Genomic DNA, 16224 nt, shown 5'->3' with positions numbered 1-16224 from the left:
ACTTGGTTTTTAGACTATTAGGCAAACTATTATAATCGCCCCTCCATTCGAAATAAACTTGGTAAAAATACAATTTTTTAGCCAGAAAATGGCCTTTTTTTCAAAGAAAATCACAAAAAAACAAAGACTTTCAGGTGAATTTGAAAAGACCAGAACTGAAACTCGAAATTCATGTACCTTTCGCCCAGTTTATTACGGATTACCCGGTACGGATAACGTAGAAAACCTGAAAATCGTGTTCAATTATATTTCTGCTGTCTTTCGAAACGCCAAGCGAAGACAGCCTGTTTTCGGGAGATCTAATGCCCGGTAACTCCTTATTAATCAACCATGAAAAACCTTTAATAATTCCCCTTTTGCCGATGTTCACCAGTCAGAAGCATTTGTTCTCACTGGACGACTCCGTTCATTACCTGAATGGAGCCTCCATGTCGCCCTTGTTGAAAAGTGTAGAAGAAGCGGGCATTAAAGGCTTGCTCCGAAAATCGCAGCCCCAATCCATTGTTCAGGATGATTATTTCACGGATGTAGAAACCGTTCGAAGGCTCTTTGGGCAGCTCATCCAGGCCCCTATGGAACGCATCGCCATTATCCCTTCCGTCTCCTACGGAATGGCGAACGTAGCCAAGAACCTGAAAGCCCAGCCGGGTCAGCATATCCTGCTTGTGGAAGGGGAATTCCCCTCCGATGTATACGCATGGGAGGAAGTTTGCGAAACGCAGCAACTGGAACTGATTACCATTGATCGAACCGAAGATGGTCCTAGCTGGAACGAAGCGATTCTGAAGGGCATATCCGAACGTACTGCTTTGGTATTATTAGCTCCGTTACACTGGTCGGATGGCCTGTTATTTGATCTGAAAAATATTGCTCAGCGTTGCCGGGAAACGGGCACGCTTCTAGTGATCGATGGCACACAGGCCGTTGGGGCCATACCTTTTGATTTAGGTGAGATTCAAGCAGATGCCGTGATTGTGGCGGGTTATAAATGGCTGCTGGGCACCTATGGAATGGGACTGGCCTACTACGGCCCGGCCTTTGATGAAGGTCGTTCCATCGAACAGAGTTGGATTAATCGCAAAGGCAGCGATAATTTCCGGTCGCTGATGAGTTATACGCAGGAATTTCGTCCGGGAGCAAGCCGGTATTCCATGGGCGAACAGAGTAACTTCATTCAGATTCCTATGCAGAAAGTCGCGTTACAGCAACTTCTGGACTGGACTCCTCAAGCCGTACAGCATTACTCCCGTACCCTGGTTAATCCCTTTGTAGAACGCTGGCAGGAGCTTGGTTTTCAACTCGCCGAGGAGTCTCAACGAGCTTCGCATTTGTTTGGTCTGCGGCACAACGTCCTGAATCACGAACGATTGAAGCAGGAATTAAGTCAGCGAAAGGTATTCATTTCAACCCGGGGAACAATCCTGAGAATTGCAGTACACGTCTATAACGAACCGCAGGATCTGGAAGCCTTAACGGAAGCCCTGGAAGCGAGTTTAGGAAAGTAGTTTGGTGAGGTTTGATGCGGTTTGGTTTTGTTGAAAGGTTTGAACGAATGTATACTAATCCTAGACCATCTTTTCAAACCTCAAACTTTTTTGCTCAAACCCATCAAACCTCAAACGATAGTATTAATCTTCAGGATAAGGAATGAAGATAAACTTGGTAAATTCTTGGTCGATGATGAAAAGACAAGCGAATTCGGCGGGGTCTTTGTAATTCTCCTTGAAAAGCTCTTCTCCGTCTTCGCCAATGATTTCACGCTGTAAGAACTCTTCCAGAAACGTGGCATAATAATACCATTCGTTCCCATTCATTTCGCCACGACCAATCAAAGCCGAGCCAATGGGTTGCGTTTGTTGACAGGCTACAAAAATGGGGTAATTTGAAAAGCCCCGCTGACGAATCTGGTGGGCGGCTTCCTGAATGAATTCAGAAACTTTCACGAAATCAGCGGTGATACTTCCCAGGTATTTCCCGCTCAACTCAGGCGAGTTAGGGGCATTCGATAATGCTTCAGGTTCGTCGATCATTTTACTTCAAGTTTAGAGTTTAGGGTTTTGTGTTTAGGGTTCATTATTAACTCAAAACACAAAACCCTAAACTCGTCTTATCTTCTCGCGGCTAGTAGTAGCCCTAGGTCTTTGTATCTTAAATTAAAAAGTCTTGCGATGTGGGCGTTGGTTACCGATCCATTATGTACGTATACGCCCCGCATAAACCATTTGTTAGCAAACATCATTTCTTCGATGCCACCCAGTGTTCCGGTCTTTAGCAGAAAAGGCAGAAATACATTACTCAGAGCCATACTCGCCGTGCGGGCTACGCGACTGGGAATATTCGGCACACAGTAATGAATGACCCCGTGTTTCTTATACGTCGGATTTTTATGACTGGTCATTTCTGACGTCTCAAAATTACCGCCCTGATCAATCGATACATCAATAACGACAGAATTTGGTCGCATCCGGGCAACCATTTCTTCGGTTACCACCATCGGGCTACGGCCTTCTTCGCTCCGAATCGCTCCGATCACGACGTCCGCTCGCTGAATAGCATCTGACAGAATATCCGAATGAATAATGCTCGTATAAATCGGCTGACCCACGGCATATCGTAATCGCTGCAAGCGGTAGGTATCTTTATCAAATACCTGAACCTGAGCCCCTAACCCGATTGCCATTCGAGTAGCGTATTCAGCTACTGTCCCCGCTCCCAGGATCACTACCTTCGTTGGGGGGACACCCGTAATACCGCCCAGAATAATTCCTTTTCCCGAATGAACGCCGCTGAGGTACTCGGCCGCCACCATCATCACCGTACTCCCCGCAATTTCGCTCATGGTACGAATGATAGGCTTTGCTCCCGACTTATCTTCAATGTATTCAAACGCGATGGCCGTTACTTTTTTCTCATTCAAAGCCGCAAAATATTCCTGCGTACGGTTGGGTAAGGTCAGGGCCGAAATCAGGGTACTTCCCGCTTTCAGGTATTTATATTCCGCTTCGGTAACGGGTTCTACCTTCAGAATGACATCCGCCGCGTAAGCTTCCTCGGGCGAATACACGATACGGGCACCAGCCTCCTGGTAATCGTGATCACTGAACTGGGCACCATCGCCCGCTCCGCTCTCCACGATCACATGATGACCATTACGAACCAGTAAGGAAACCGCCTCAGGAACTAAAGTAATCCGGTGATCCAGAAAGGAAATTTCTTTAGGTAACCCTATTTGTAGTGTATGCTCTTGGGTCTTGAGAGGAGCCAATTGCTCTTGCGGATACAAAAGCGTCTGCTGGGCCAAAGCCTCAAAACCTGTTTGTTGTACTTTAGGAACGCTCATAATGAAGCATTTAACCCGTTTTCTTTAGAATAGCTGTATGCTAAAAAGGTATCCAAGTAATAATTATAGTCCGATCTGGACGCTGCCCGATCGGCTTTACTTTGGCAAAGATACGCTTTTACGCGGGAAGGCTCGTTTAAGTTTTTGGCTCCCGATAAACTCAATCCATAAAAATGGGGTTAATTTTAGTAAGGGAACCGTAGCTTACTGCCTCCTGTTCTCTGGTAACTATCGCAAGGGCTCTTTTCCAACCACAAGCTTAACCTGATCAACGTTTATGCTCGGCCATCGTTTTTCTGATTTTGTACCTGATATTCAACAGGATTCCCAGCAGGCCAAGTTTGACCAGCTGCTCAATATTTTCAATCAATTACTAACCATGACCAGTGGCGACGTGGCTCAGGCGATGTCCTGGCTGACGCAACTGGATAAACAATACAAACTCACCGACGAAAATTACGGCATCGGTGATTTCTTTGAAGATCTGAAAAAGAAGGGGTACATCACCGAAGAAAACGCCGAAGGCGAAGTCGGATTAACCTCGAAAGGCGAGCAATCCATTCGCAAGCAATCATTAGATGAGATTTTCGGGAAACTGAAAAAATCCCGTTCGGGTGGTAATCACCGTACATCGCAGGCGGGTCAGGGTGATGAAGCCACGTCAGATCGCCGTTCATTCCAGTTTGGGGATTCACTGGAATCCATTGCCATGACGGAATCCATTCGTAATGCCCAGATTAACAACGGAATTGGTGAGTTCATGATGACCGAAAACGACCTGGAAATTGTCGATACGGAATTCAAGGCCCAAACCAGTACCGTATTAATGATCGACATTAGTCACTCGATGATTCTCTACGGTGAAGACCGCATTACTCCTGCTAAAAAGGTGGCGATGGCTTTGTCGGAGTTAATCATGACGAAGTATCCGAAAGACACGCTAGATATTATCGTGTTTGGGAACGATGCCTGGCAGATTCAGGTCAAGGATTTACCTTACCTGGAAGTAGGTCCGTATCATACCAACACCGTGGCGGGGCTGGAATTGGCGATGGATTTATTACGCCGTCGGAAGAACAAAAACAAACAGATTTTTATGATTACCGATGGAAAACCTACCTGTTTGAAAGAAGGCATTCGGTATTATAAAAACAGCTTCGGACTGGATCGTAAAATTCTGAATAAAACGCTGACGTTAGCGGCCCAATGCCGTCGAATTAAAATTCCGATTACCACCTTTATGATTGCCCGCGATCCGTATTTACAGGATTTTGTTCGCAAATTTACGGAAACTAATAATGGTCGGGCGTATTACTCCAGTCTAAAGGGTTTAGGGGAATTTATCTTCGAAGATTTCGAGCGAAATCGGAAGAAAAATGTGCGATAATTCATAGTTAAGCCCTTCGGTTTCTAATAAAAGACCCGTTTAGAAGATTCTAACCGGGTCTTTTATTAAAACAGTAAATGTCTGATTTTTTCCCTTTCTTGCTCAGATATATCTTTTTTAGGAATGGGGTAAAGATTAGCTTTATTGAGTTGAAGTAGAAAAAAGTCTTTCGTTTCCTCTATGTTACTTAACTCTTTCTTTAGTAACTCCGACTTCATTTCACCAATTGATATCTTTATTCGATCAGGAGAAAAGGTGTAAATCACTTCACTGTTCAATATTGGGCTAACCTGAAAAGACTTTCGAGAACCCCAAAAAGTTAACAAGGGGATAAAAAGGATGAAAAAACATCCCAGAAAGAATTCAAAATTGAAAGGAGCCGGTTTTATAACCGCTATAGTAATGAGCAAAACACCTACGATTCCCAAAAATATATTGACTTTTTTTCGATACGTCAACTCATACATTAACTTCAGATAAGCCATAAATTCAACTCGGGTACGAACTTCAATCATAGTAAAAATCAATGGTAGATTTGAATAGAGTAGACTTCAAATATACTTATTCATTTATTAAGTCAACTCATCTAGGTTCCGCTTTTAACGCTTATTTTCCTTTACTCACTGCCGGGTTTGAATTCCCATAAAATCCCCTTTTCTTGGCAGCGTAATCTTTAACTTTTCCCTTATTGCTATGGCAAACCCGCTTTTTTCAGAAAAAACCTTTAACAAAATTACCCTTGCGTCGGATGATGTCATGACGTTGCAGGGTACCTTAAACAAAATTGCTCTCTTACTGACGGTTACCATAAGTGTAGCAGCAGTAACCTTTTACGCGGCCATTCAGGGACAGCCCTGGAGTATGCTCATGTTACCCGTAGGGGCCATTGGCGGCTTAATCATTGCCCTGATTCTGGTGTTCAAACCTACACTGGCTCCCACGTTGGCTCCCGTATATGCTGTTCTGGAGGGTGCATTTGTGGGTGGTATTTCCAGCCAGTTTTCCGGTTTGGCTTTTATGGCTGCGGTATTAACCTTTGGCGTATTGGCCCTGATGTTAGTAGTTTATTATACAGGCCTTATTCGGGTAACGCAGGGATTCATGCAGGGAGTACTCGTGGCAACCGGAGCCGTAGCTTTGCTTTACTTACTAACCTTTGCTCTGAGCTTCTTTGGTATCATGGTACCTTACATTCACGAAGCTGGCTGGATTGGTATTATTTTTTCGCTGGTAGTGGTAGGAATCGCTGCGATGAATTTGCTGGTTGACTTTCACCTTATTGAAGCAGGTGTAGCACAGCAGGCTCCCAAGTACATGGAATGGTATTCGGCCTTCAGTTTACTCGTAACGATCGTCTGGTTGTATCTCGAAATTTTGAAACTACTCGCCAAGCTTAATCGTAAATAACTCCAAACACCCCGATTGCCAGCAACAGTCGGGGTGTTTTTTTAGATAATAATACTATTACTTCGAATATCCTTAGATTCAGGGTAAGTCAATCAAACTCGTCTCTTTTATACTTAACCATCCGTTAAGCATTCTCTAAACCTTATGAAGCTCTACAAAACCCGTCTGGGCATCGTTCTTGAAGCCGAAAATCAGTTTTATTTCCTCTCCGATCTTGATTGGGATACGCTAATTAATCAGGATAACCTGCACGAAACGCTGACTTCCTACACTCAAACCCTCACAGCCTCCGATGAATATAAACTCTGGCTCACTACTGATGTACTAGCTCCGCTGGGACGGCAGGAAATTTGGGCGGCGGGAGTTACGTATCTCCGCAGTCGTGATGCCCGTATGGAAGAATCGCAGGATGCAGGTGGAGGCAGTTTTTATGATCGGGTCTACGACGCCGAACGTCCTGAAATTTTCTTCAAGGCCACTCCTGAACGCGTGGCGAATCCGCTGGGTCAGGTTCGCATTCGAAAAGATTCGCAGTGGAACGTTCCTGAACCCGAGTTAACGTTATTCATTACCTCTTCGGGAAAAATTGTAGGGTATACCTGCGGCAATGACATGAGTTCACGGGATATTGAAGGCGAAAATCCGCTCTATCTTCCCCAAGCCAAGTCTTACGACGGCAGTGCAGCCATTGGTCCCTGTTTGTACGTACCCTCCGCTCCTATTGATCCCGGCACAGCTATTCGTCTGACTATTCTACGAAATGATTCTCCGGTTTTTGATCAGCAGATTGCTATTAGTCAGATGAAACGCCAGCACACGGAGCTCGTTTCCTTTCTGTTCCGCGAGTGCTCCTTTGCCTATGGCTGTTACCTGATGACGGGTACGGGCATCGTTCCTCCCGATGATTTCACTTTACAATCCGGCGATGAAATTCATATTCAGATTGATGGCATTGGCACGTTGATTAATCCGGTAGCTTAAATACGCTCTCCCTGCCGTAGCTGTTAGATTCATCCGTTACGGCAGGGAATAAATTTACTTGCTTGGCTTTCCCCAGGCTTTATCCCGGACCATGTATAAGGGATGAGCTTTACTTTCCTTTACGTACTTGTCAAAGCAGGCATTCGTCATTAAATCAATCTGATAGCTATAGTTAGGGTTTTTAGCCTTTCCAGATAATTTACTGGCCATAGCATAAGAAAAATCTTCTGGTTTGTACTTATTCAATACCTCATTAGGTACTCGTTTTCCATCAATCCAGACTCCACTGGTTTTGGGGTTTTTCCATATATCCAGCTCCTTTTGAGTAGGTGATTCTTTCTTTTGTGGAGGTAACTTCATCACAATGATGTCTTGCTTATCCCGTTGTTGCTGACTCATTTGACTAAAAATAGTTACTAACCTCTCTTCCTCTGATTTTGTCAGATGCTTAGCAAAGAAACGGTTCGTTTTCTTGACGAAACATCGATCTATAATCGACTGGTATTCTTTCAGTAACTCATCCGATGCTCCTTCCTTACTGGCGGGATTCTGAGATTTAGTAACGCCATCAGTATCCGGCCGTACCATCGTTGGAGCGGTCTGAGCTTCAGCGTATTCGACGGAACTAAACAAAGCAATGGCGATTCCAAACACTGGAAGCACACTCAGTTGTATCACAAACGTGCGAAAGCGGGAGGTCATTCTGGTCATCATCTGTAGTCTTTTTTTAGTGATTGAATAATTAAAAGCACTGGTAAACGATACACGTTGACTGACTTTACTTAATAATAAACGCTGATAATTTTTCACTTCGGGATACGCCACTAAAACCGCCTCATCCGCCAGAAACTCGTGATTCATTTTTATATTTTTCCGATACAAGTAAACGCAGGGATTGAACCACCAGAATACCAGTATAAGCTCTATAAACAAAATATCCAGTGTATGTTTTTGTCGAACGTGTGCGAATTCATGTCGCCATATTTCAGGTTCGATTGTATGGTTATCGTAAGCCTTTTTATTAACAAAAATGTAATTCAAAAAGCTGTAAGGTAACGTCTCTCTTGGTAGTAAAACAATCCTTATTGAATCCTGAACTATTACGTTCGAATTCTTTACATAACCAATCGTTAGCAGGCTTTTCATAAATCGAGCGAGTAATACCACTGTAACGATTCCGTATCCTATTCGCCAATCTATTTCAAAACCTGAATCGACTGAAACATTCGTTTGATTCAGGTCTGCATAATATGTCACTCCACCCAAATCTTCTGATGCAGAAGGAATTACTGCTTCAGGTAACTGGAAGGTTATGAATGGAATCAGCAGTGAACCAGCCAGACTTAGCAGTAAGTAGAACCGATTAAATACGAACATTTTTTCTCTCTCCAGCAATACCTGATAGACCACCAGAAAGATGAATGAACATAAAATAGATTTGAGGAGGTATTCCATTACTTTTTCTTTTTAGTAATTTCTTCATCAACTATTTTCTTTAAATCTTCTAATTCATCCACTGATAAATCGGATGATTCCGTGAAAAAGGAAGCAAACTTTAACGCTGAATTCTCAAAGTAACTTTTGATTATTCCCTTTACCTGTTTAGCGAAATAGTCATTCTTATTGACCAGAGCATAATACTGGCGGGAATTTCCGTATACGGTATAATCCACAAATCCTTTTTCCTGCATTCGTTTCAATAAAGTAGCAACGGTAGTAACGGCAGGCTTGGGTTCAGGATATAATTCCAGCAGGTCTTTCATGAATACTTTTTCCTGTTTCCAGATCAGTTCCATGAGCTGTTCTTCGGCTTTCGTTAACTGCATTTATTCTACATTTATAGATCTTACTCTACAAATGTAGAATATAAAATTTCTAGTCCAAACAACTGGGTGTTTTTTTATATGCTTACGATAGATTTTAAATTTCTATTCGTGTGGTTAGGGGCACGAACATGAAAGGAGACGTTATTAATACAGGTGGCTGAAGCAGAGGACCTGTTATTCAATCCTAAGTAAGTTCCTTCGCTGTGCTCTGGATGACAGGGGAAAAGAAAAGGCATTATTGCTGCCAACGTGGCCCGACCAACGTGGCCCGACCAGTTTTTCTGCCGCAGTCACTCGGCTCTAGCCGAGTGACGGTATAGCTTAGCAGGCCTCTGGCCGATAGTTACAAGTATGTTTTTATTCAGGGAAAGGGATTCTCTTACCAGAGAGTAGTTCGCATCCTACCGGCCGGAGGCCTAGAGCCAGGTGGTCACTCGGCTGGAGCCGAGCGACTGCGGCAGAGACCGCTTAGCTTCCAGTAAGAAAGTATTATCAACCCTGAGTAACTTTCTTTGCTTTGCTCTAGATGACAGAAAAGGTAATACGTTATTGCGGTCAACGTGCCCCGGCCAACGTGGCCCGACCAGTTTTTCTGCCGCAGTCGCTCGGCTCTAGCCGAGTGACGATATAGCTTGGCAGGCCTCTGGCCGATAGTTGTAAGTATGTTTTTATTAGGGAAAGGGATTCTCTTACCAGAGAGTAGTTCGCATCCTACCGGCCGGAGGCCTAGAGCCAAGTGGTCACTCGGCTGGAGCCGAGCGACTGCGGAAACCAACTTTGCTCAAGGCTAATTAATGCCCAGTCAGAAAGGGCTATTCAACCCTAAGTAAGTTCCTTCGCTTCGCTCTGGATGACAGGAAAAGGAAATACGTTATTGCTGCCAGCGTAGTCCGGCCAGCTTTTCGCTGGTAGCCCCTTCTGATGAAAGGTAGGAACTATCGTCCCCCGCAGTTGCCCGGCTAGAGCCGAGCGACTGCGGCAGAGACGGCTTAACTTCCAGTAAGAAAGTATTATCAATTCTAAGTAAGGTTCTTCACTTTGCTCTGAATGACAGTTTTAGTAAGTGTCTAGCGAAGGTTGTGCGAACACCAGCCAAAGTATTCGATCATTAGCCTCAGGAATAGAGAAACCCTATTCAAACCTTTTTTACTTTGTCAGCGTTACCCATTTACTAGCTAAACCCCTTTTAGATGTCGTATCACTCGCTTCCTGTTTCCGATAAATTACAACTTACTACGCTCGGTCAGCTTAAGGCGGCTGGCTACCAACCCGAATCTATTAAAGACGAACTTCGCCGGAATCTAATTGCTAAAATGCGTTCAGGCGAGCCTGTTTTCCCCGGTATTTATGGATACGAAGACACGGTAATTCCCGACGTGGAGCGTGCTCTTCTTTCCCGGCACCACATTAACCTACTAGGTCTTCGGGGCCAGGCCAAAACCCGGATTGCCCGCTTAATGGTATATCTGCTCGACGAGTACATTCCTGTCGTAGAAGGCTCTGAATTGAATGACGATCCACTGCAACCGCTGTCTCGCTTTGCAGTAGACCTTATTGCGGAGAAAGGCGACGACACACCCGTCACCTGGCTGCACCGGGAAGAACGTTACACCGAAAAACTGGCCACACCCGACGTATCCGTAGCCGACCTCATTGGTGACGCTGACCCCATTAAAGCCGCAACGCTGAAGTTACCCTATTCTGACGAGCGGGTGATTCACTTTGGGCTGATTCCCCGTTCGCACCGGAGTATTTTTGTCATTAATGAATTACCTGATTTACAAGCTCGTATTCAGGTTTCGTTATTTAATATTTTACAGGAAGGCGATATTCAGATTCGCGGGTTTAAACTGCGATTACCGCTGGACATTCAATTCGTTTTCACGGCTAACCCGGAAGATTATACGAACCGGGGCAGCATTGTAACGCCTTTGAAAGACCGGATCGATAGCCAGATTCTGACCCACTACCCACGTACCCTGGAAATTGGCAAGCGTATTACTAAGCAAGAGGCCAAGGTGAAAGAAGGTCAGGAAATCGTGACGATTAATGAAGTGACGGAAGACCTCATCGAACAAATTGCCATTGAAGCCCGTCAGAGCGAATATGTTGATGCGAAATCGGGAGTATCCGCCCGGATGACGATTTCAGCCTATGAAAATCTGGTATCGGCTGCCGAACGTCGGGCTTTATTGAATAATGAAGAACACACATTTGTTCGCATTTCTGATTTATACGGCGTTATTCCCGCCATTACAGGTAAGGTAGAATTGGTTTACGAAGGCGAAGTTGAAGGCCCGTACATTGTGGCCATGAACCTGGTCAGTAAGGCCATCAAAACGCAGTTTCTGAATTACTTCCCCGATCCTGAAAAGCTTAAAAAGCAGATCAAGAATAAGAAAAATCCCTTCCAGAAAATTCAGAACTGGTTCAGCGAAAACTCGCTGGACTTACTGAGTGATTTGTCGGATAAGGATTATCAAAACCGACTGCTGGCCATTGATGGGCTGGATGATCTGGTGGAAGAATTTCATACCGACATCACAAGCAACGAGAAGTTCTTCTTCATGGAATTCGTCCTCCACGGCATGGCGGAATTTTCGCTCATCAGCAAAAAACCACTCGATACTGGTTTGCAATTTAAAGACCTTACCGATAGTCTCATGTCAGGTTTAAGCTTTGACGATGATGAAGAGGAAGATGATGATGAAGATTTTGGCCGACGTCGTTAGTTATCAATTCGTTGTTAGTTGTTACTTATTTATTGTTAGTGAAAAGGACGGCTTCTTGCAGAGCCGTCCTTTTTCTATAACCTAATTGACGTAGAGACGCGACTTTATCGCGTCTGGCTGGGAAATGAGAACTTGTTTAACTGGTAACAAAACTGCCTCTCAACCAATGAAATGTAATTAATTGGGATTCGAAACTGCCTCTACCCAGACGCGACTTAATCGCGTTTCTACCAACAAACAACCATCAACTAACCACTATAACTAAACTGATTTTCGCACAATTAACCTAAATGGATTTGCAATCTGTTCCGTTGAATTTTTCAGGATTAACTCAGCCGCCTGCTTGCCCATGGCTTCAAAATCCGTAGACAACACAGTGATACCATCCAGAATAATTTCCTTGAGCGGGCTCTCGTTGTATGAAATAATTCCCACGTCCTGCCCTACCGTGAGTCCACTCGATTTCGCCTGTTTCACCAGCGTTACCAGATCATCTTCCATCAGGTTAATGTACACATCGCCGGGCGACATTAACTCCTTCGAAACGTCGGAAATAATTTTATAAGGGAACCCAAATTCGGTACAGAATTTCTGGAAACCAATCAGAATTTCGCGGGCGTGATAGGTATGTAACGGAAAGATCAACTTCAATGTCTGATACTTCCGCAGTAACTCTTCTCCTTCGGTCAGTGCCGTAAAAATGTCCTTTTCAAAATCCTGATACACCGACGCGTAATCCCCTTCTACCCCCGGAATCAATTTATCCAGAATCAATAACTGCTCTTTGGGTAAATGATTTACCAGCTCGGCTGCTGACTCACCTCCTTCCAGAAAGTGAGCAATAATGACGTAGTGGGTATAATGACCAGCCCGGTTCTGAATCAGCTCCTTGAAAAGTCGAAAGTTGTTATTATAGACGTAAAAATCGACGGCTGTTTCCTCGCCCAGCACTTCAACCATCGTATCATAAATGATCTTTTTATGGGGGCTTAGTTTATTAAACAGTAAAAAAACCCGGCGTTTCTGACGGTAACTCGCACTAGCAATGTAAAAACCTTTTCCTGGTACCGAACCCAGAATTCCCAGCTTTTTTAGCTCATTATAAGCCTTTTCTGCCGTATCTCTGGAAATGTCGTACAACATCGACAATTCATTGATCGACGGCAACCCCTGGTTCGTTTTCACTAACCCGCGTTCAATAGCCGAGATAACCGAATTGACGATTTGTTTGTATTTAGGAGTAGTCGAATACTCGTCAATCTGAATAATTTCGAAAACCTGCCGAACCGTTTGTTTCATAGACTACCTGTGTGCTAACTAGCTGTAAAGGCCGTAAGTTAACCGGAAATGGAATGAGTACTATCTTTTTTTGTATGGTTCTGAATAGATTCTTTCCTTTGGGTTATGGCTACTTTGAACTAGCTGTTCTTAACTCTCTAAACTATGATCCCTTATTCATTACGTCTCAGTCGATGGTTCCTGCTTGGTTGCTGCCTCTTCGTGAGTGAGTTACTCCAAGCTCAAAATGCTCCCCAAAAACTTCGATTTGAATACGGCGATATTCGGCTGGGCACGGGTGTAACCCAACCCCGGTTGAGCTGGCAACTCGCTAATACACACCCCGGCGTTCGACAAACGGCTTATCAGATTCTAGTGGCTTCTTCACCCGAAAAACTAGCCCAAAATGAAGCCGATCTCTGGGATTCGGGCAAGGTTAAAACCAGCCAGTCGGTGTATGTCGATTACCAGGGTAAATCGCTGGAAAGTCGGCAGCGTTATTTCTGGAAAGTGCAAACCTGGGACGAAAAAGGGACCGCCTCGGGCTGGTCTTCGGCAGATTGGTGGGAAATGGGTTTACTTGATAAAAAAGAATGGAAAGCCGACTGGATTGGGATGGCTGGAATTATTGGCGAGCCTCCTCGCTCGACGCAGGCTCGCAAAGATTTTTCGGTAAAGAATAACCTCGTCAAGGCCCGGATTTATGCCACGGGTTTAGGCGATTATGTGTTAAAGATTAATAATCAGAAAGTAGGCGATCAACTTCTCGCCCCCGGCTGGACGGATTATCTGAAGAAAGTATACTACCAGACTTACGACGTTACCTCATTATTAAAAAGTGGTGAAAATCAGTTGGATGCTTTCTTGGGTAACGGTTGGTGGAGCGGTGGACTGGGCTGGGGCGGCGGTTTTCATCGCTATTCTCAGGGGCCACTCCGTTTATTATGCCAGTTGGAATTGACCTATGCCGACGGTAGCACGGAAGTAATTGCATCGAATAAAGACTGGAAAATTCGCCTTTCGCCCGTGATTTACGATGCCATGTATCACGGCGAACATTACGACGCCCGGCTGGAAGCCAAAGGTACAGACGCCGACGGATGGGTTACGCCTGTGGTGTTAAATGATGCCAAAAACCCAACGACGCTTTTTGGGCCGAATAAAGATCCGAACGTGGGCGAAAAAGCGGACATTTTCGACATGAAGAAAATGGAAGTAGTGGCTCAGGAAGCCCCGCCCATTCGGGTCACAGAAACGAAAAAAGCGGTGACCGTAACCGAGCCCAAACCGGGTCATTTCGTTTTTGATTTCGGTCAGAATATGGCCGGAATTGTCCATTTAAGTATTCCGAAGGCTACGTATAGTCAGGAAGTGGTCTTGCATTTTGCGGAGTTGTTACACGAAGACGGCACCGTTGCTCAGGAAAACCTGCGTTCGGCCAAGTCAACGGATCGCTACATCTGTAAAAGCAACGGCGAAGCAGAAGAATGGGAGCCGATGTTTCTTTACCACGGCTTTCGTTACGTAGAAGTCGTCGGATTCCCCGGTAAACCAACCGTTGAAAATGTAGTAGCCAAGGTAATTCATACCGATTTCCAGCCCATTGGTGAGTTTTCGGCTTCCGAAGAAATCCTGAATAAAATCTACTCCAACGCGAAATGGACCCTGAAGAGTAATGCGTTATCCATCCCCACCGATTGCCCCCAACGGGATGAACGATTAGGCTGGATGGGCGATGCCCAGATTTTCGTGGCATCCTCCTGTTACCTGATGGACATCAATAGTTTCTGGGCGAAATACGCTCGTGACATTGCGGATTCTCAGCACCCTTCCGGTTATGTCTACGATGTAAATCCGAAGATGGTAGTGGGTGGTCCTTCCAAACCCGCCTGGGGCGATGCAACGCTGATTGTTCCCTGGACGACGTATGAATTTTTCGGTGATAAACGCATTCTCGAAAAGAACTACGAAAGCATGAAAGCCTGGGTGGAGTACATGAATACCCACACTTCCACCAAAAAAGCAGGGATCTATTACTTCTCTGATCCTGATGAAAAATGGTTTGGTTATGGCGACTGGGTTCCCGTCGTGGCTTCTCCGGGCAAGCCTATCGGCGGAGCGTATCAGATTTATTCCAATACCTTACTAGCCAAAGCGGCCCACGTATTAGGAAAAACGAAGGAGGCTGAAACCTATGCGGCTTTAGCTAAACAGTATACTACAAAATATAATGAACTGTATTTCAAGGATAATAACTACGAAGGAAAAACGCAGGCAGCCAATTTGATGCCGCTTTCCTTTGGCATTGTTCCTGAAAAATTGAAACCCGTCATTGCGAAAAACGTGGCCGATGATGTCAAAGCTCATCAGGATCATTTGACGACGGGCTTTATTGCTTCGCAGCAGATTTTACCCCGATTAACGGATTACGGGTATAATGACCTGGCCTACAAAGTGGCCACTCAGAAAACCTATCCAAGCTGGGGTTACATGGCCGAAAATGGAGCGACAACCATGTGGGAACTCTGGAATTCAGACAAGGAACGTCCTGAAGGCATGAACTCCCGAAATCACTTTGCGTATGGTTCGGTAATTGAATGGTACTTCCGTTACCTGGCTGGGGTAGAACCCATTGAGCCGGGGTTCAAAACCTTCCGCATCGCCCCTAAGCCCCCGAAGGGTTTGAATAGGGTTAACTTCTCGTATCAGTCTTTATACGGCCCAATTGTTTCGAATTGGGAGCGTAAAGATGGAAAGTTAATTCTAAACGTAACCATTCCGCCTAACACGGTAGCAGATCTAGAGTTACCCTTACAGGCGGGACAATCGGCTTCGCTGGAAGGCAAGAAGTTAAAGAAAGGCGTTTCCAAGCTTCAGCCAGGCTCTTATCAGATTTTGATTCAGTAACTGTCACGGTTGCAACTTTCTTCGATTACGAAATTTCTAACACACCTTTCCGAAAGTTTAAAACTTTCGGAAAGGTGTGTTACCGCTGTTCCGGGTTTGCAATCCGGAACCCGTCTGTTGCGGATCTGTGATCTGCTTGTTGGGATTACAAATCCCATACAGATGGCTTTCGGATTGCAAATCCGAAACAGCGACAGACGCAATTTCATCTTGTCTGGCTCTCCCCACCGTGGTTGGTGAGACACCAACCACGCCGTAGGAATGGCCCTTTTCATTCTCCTGCTGTTCCGGATTTGCAATCCGGAACCCGTCTGTTGCGGATCTATGATCCGCTTATCGGGATTCTAAATCCCATACAGATGGCTT

At 45.0% G+C, this 16224-nt stretch carries 12 protein-coding genes; 6 read left to right on the top strand and 6 right to left on the bottom strand.

Annotated features, from left to right (window positions below; genetic code table 11):
* Positions 1–362: 362 nt before the first annotated feature.
* The gene (locus tag QE390_RS12635; protein WP_307142392.1) at positions 363–1505 is read left to right on the top strand and encodes an aminotransferase class V-fold PLP-dependent enzyme; all 1143 of its coding nucleotides are present in this window, start codon (positions 363–365) and stop codon (positions 1503–1505) included.
* Between the two features lie 123 nt (positions 1506–1628).
* Here QE390_RS12635 and QE390_RS12630 read toward each other — a convergent pair whose 3' ends face one another.
* A complete protein-coding gene (locus tag QE390_RS12630; protein ID WP_106636314.1) occupies positions 1629–2030 on the bottom strand; it encodes a hypothetical protein in 402 nt (133 codons plus the stop codon).
* Between the two features lie 77 nt (positions 2031–2107).
* Positions 2108–3340, bottom strand: a complete 1233-nt coding sequence (locus QE390_RS12625) for an alanine dehydrogenase (RefSeq protein WP_106636313.1) — start codon at positions 3338–3340, stop codon at positions 2108–2110.
* 277 nt (positions 3341–3617) lie between these two features.
* On the opposite strand from QE390_RS12625, the gene QE390_RS12620 reads away from it, so the two are divergent.
* A complete protein-coding gene (locus QE390_RS12620; RefSeq protein ID WP_106636312.1) occupies positions 3618–4727 on the top strand; it encodes a VWA domain-containing protein in 1110 nt (369 codons plus the stop codon).
* A 65-nt stretch (positions 4728–4792) separates the two neighbouring features.
* Here QE390_RS12620 and QE390_RS12615 read toward each other — a convergent pair whose 3' ends face one another.
* Positions 4793–5242, bottom strand: a complete 450-nt coding sequence (locus tag QE390_RS12615; RefSeq protein ID WP_307142391.1) for a YcxB family protein — start codon at positions 5240–5242, stop codon at positions 4793–4795.
* Positions 5243–5420: 178 nt separating this feature from the next.
* Here QE390_RS12615 and QE390_RS12610 point away from each other — a divergent pair, with 178 nt between their 5' ends.
* Complete coding sequence (locus QE390_RS12610) at positions 5421–6134, top strand: Bax inhibitor-1/YccA family protein (RefSeq protein ID WP_307142390.1); 714 nt, start codon at positions 5421–5423, stop codon at positions 6132–6134.
* A gap of 144 nt (positions 6135–6278) precedes the next feature.
* A complete protein-coding gene (locus QE390_RS12605; RefSeq protein WP_106636309.1) occupies positions 6279–7115 on the top strand; it encodes a fumarylacetoacetate hydrolase family protein in 837 nt (278 codons plus the stop codon).
* A 54-nt stretch (positions 7116–7169) separates the two neighbouring features.
* Here the strand turns inward: QE390_RS12605 and QE390_RS12600 are convergent, their stop codons facing one another.
* The gene (locus tag QE390_RS12600) at positions 7170–8570 is read right to left on the bottom strand and encodes a M56 family metallopeptidase (RefSeq protein ID WP_307142389.1); all 1401 of its coding nucleotides are present in this window, start codon (positions 8568–8570) and stop codon (positions 7170–7172) included.
* Positions 8570–8941 carry a BlaI/MecI/CopY family transcriptional regulator gene (locus QE390_RS12595; RefSeq protein ID WP_307142388.1) on the bottom strand — a complete coding sequence of 124 codons (372 nt, stop codon included), beginning with the start codon at positions 8939–8941 and terminating at the stop codon, positions 8570–8572. The genes QE390_RS12600 and QE390_RS12595 overlap by 1 nt, the downstream gene beginning before the upstream one ends.
* Before the next feature lie 1190 nt (positions 8942–10131).
* On the opposite strand from QE390_RS12595, the gene QE390_RS12590 reads away from it, so the two are divergent.
* Positions 10132–11673, top strand: a complete 1542-nt coding sequence (locus QE390_RS12590) for a magnesium chelatase (RefSeq protein WP_307142387.1) — start codon at positions 10132–10134, stop codon at positions 11671–11673.
* 261 nt (positions 11674–11934) lie between these two features.
* On the opposite strand, the gene QE390_RS12585 is transcribed toward QE390_RS12590, so the two are convergent.
* A complete protein-coding gene (locus tag QE390_RS12585; RefSeq protein ID WP_307142386.1) occupies positions 11935–12972 on the bottom strand; it encodes a GntR family transcriptional regulator in 1038 nt (345 codons plus the stop codon).
* Between the two features lie 144 nt (positions 12973–13116).
* On the opposite strand from QE390_RS12585, the gene QE390_RS12580 reads away from it, so the two are divergent.
* On the top strand, positions 13117–15858 hold the full coding sequence (locus QE390_RS12580; protein ID WP_307142385.1) for a family 78 glycoside hydrolase catalytic domain: 2742 nt from the start codon (positions 13117–13119) through the stop codon (positions 15856–15858).
* Positions 15859–16224 lie beyond the last annotated feature (366 nt).

This window comes from Siphonobacter sp. SORGH_AS_1065 (genome assembly GCF_030818595.1).
Lineage (GTDB): Bacteria > Bacteroidota > Bacteroidia > Cytophagales > Spirosomataceae > Siphonobacter.
Note: the sequence above shows the minus strand (reverse complement) of the source record. Positions and strands in the feature narration are given on the sequence as shown.

Excerpts from the sequence above, each read along its gene's own strand:
- QE390_RS12635 (WP_307142392.1), top strand. The coding sequence starts at position 363 with ATGTTCACCAGTCAGAAGCATTTGTTCTCACTGGACGACTCCGTTCAT.
- QE390_RS12630 (WP_106636314.1), bottom strand. The coding sequence starts at position 2,030 with ATGATCGACGAACCTGAAGCATTATCGAATGCCCCTAACTCGCCTGAG.
- QE390_RS12625 (WP_106636313.1), bottom strand. The coding sequence starts at position 3,340 with ATGAGCGTTCCTAAAGTACAACAAACAGGTTTTGAGGCTTTGGCCCAG.
- QE390_RS12620 (WP_106636312.1), top strand. The coding sequence starts at position 3,618 with ATGCTCGGCCATCGTTTTTCTGATTTTGTACCTGATATTCAACAGGAT.
- QE390_RS12615 (WP_307142391.1), bottom strand. The coding sequence starts at position 5,242 with ATGATTGAAGTTCGTACCCGAGTTGAATTTATGGCTTATCTGAAGTTA.
- QE390_RS12610 (WP_307142390.1), top strand. The coding sequence starts at position 5,421 with ATGGCAAACCCGCTTTTTTCAGAAAAAACCTTTAACAAAATTACCCTT.
- QE390_RS12605 (WP_106636309.1), top strand. The coding sequence starts at position 6,279 with ATGAAGCTCTACAAAACCCGTCTGGGCATCGTTCTTGAAGCCGAAAAT.
- QE390_RS12600 (WP_307142389.1), bottom strand. The coding sequence starts at position 8,570 with ATGGAATACCTCCTCAAATCTATTTTATGTTCATTCATCTTTCTGGTG.
- QE390_RS12595 (WP_307142388.1), bottom strand. The coding sequence starts at position 8,941 with ATGCAGTTAACGAAAGCCGAAGAACAGCTCATGGAACTGATCTGGAAA.
- QE390_RS12590 (WP_307142387.1), top strand. The coding sequence starts at position 10,132 with ATGTCGTATCACTCGCTTCCTGTTTCCGATAAATTACAACTTACTACG.
- QE390_RS12585 (WP_307142386.1), bottom strand. The coding sequence starts at position 12,972 with ATGAAACAAACGGTTCGGCAGGTTTTCGAAATTATTCAGATTGACGAG.
- QE390_RS12580 (WP_307142385.1), top strand. The coding sequence starts at position 13,117 with ATGATCCCTTATTCATTACGTCTCAGTCGATGGTTCCTGCTTGGTTGC.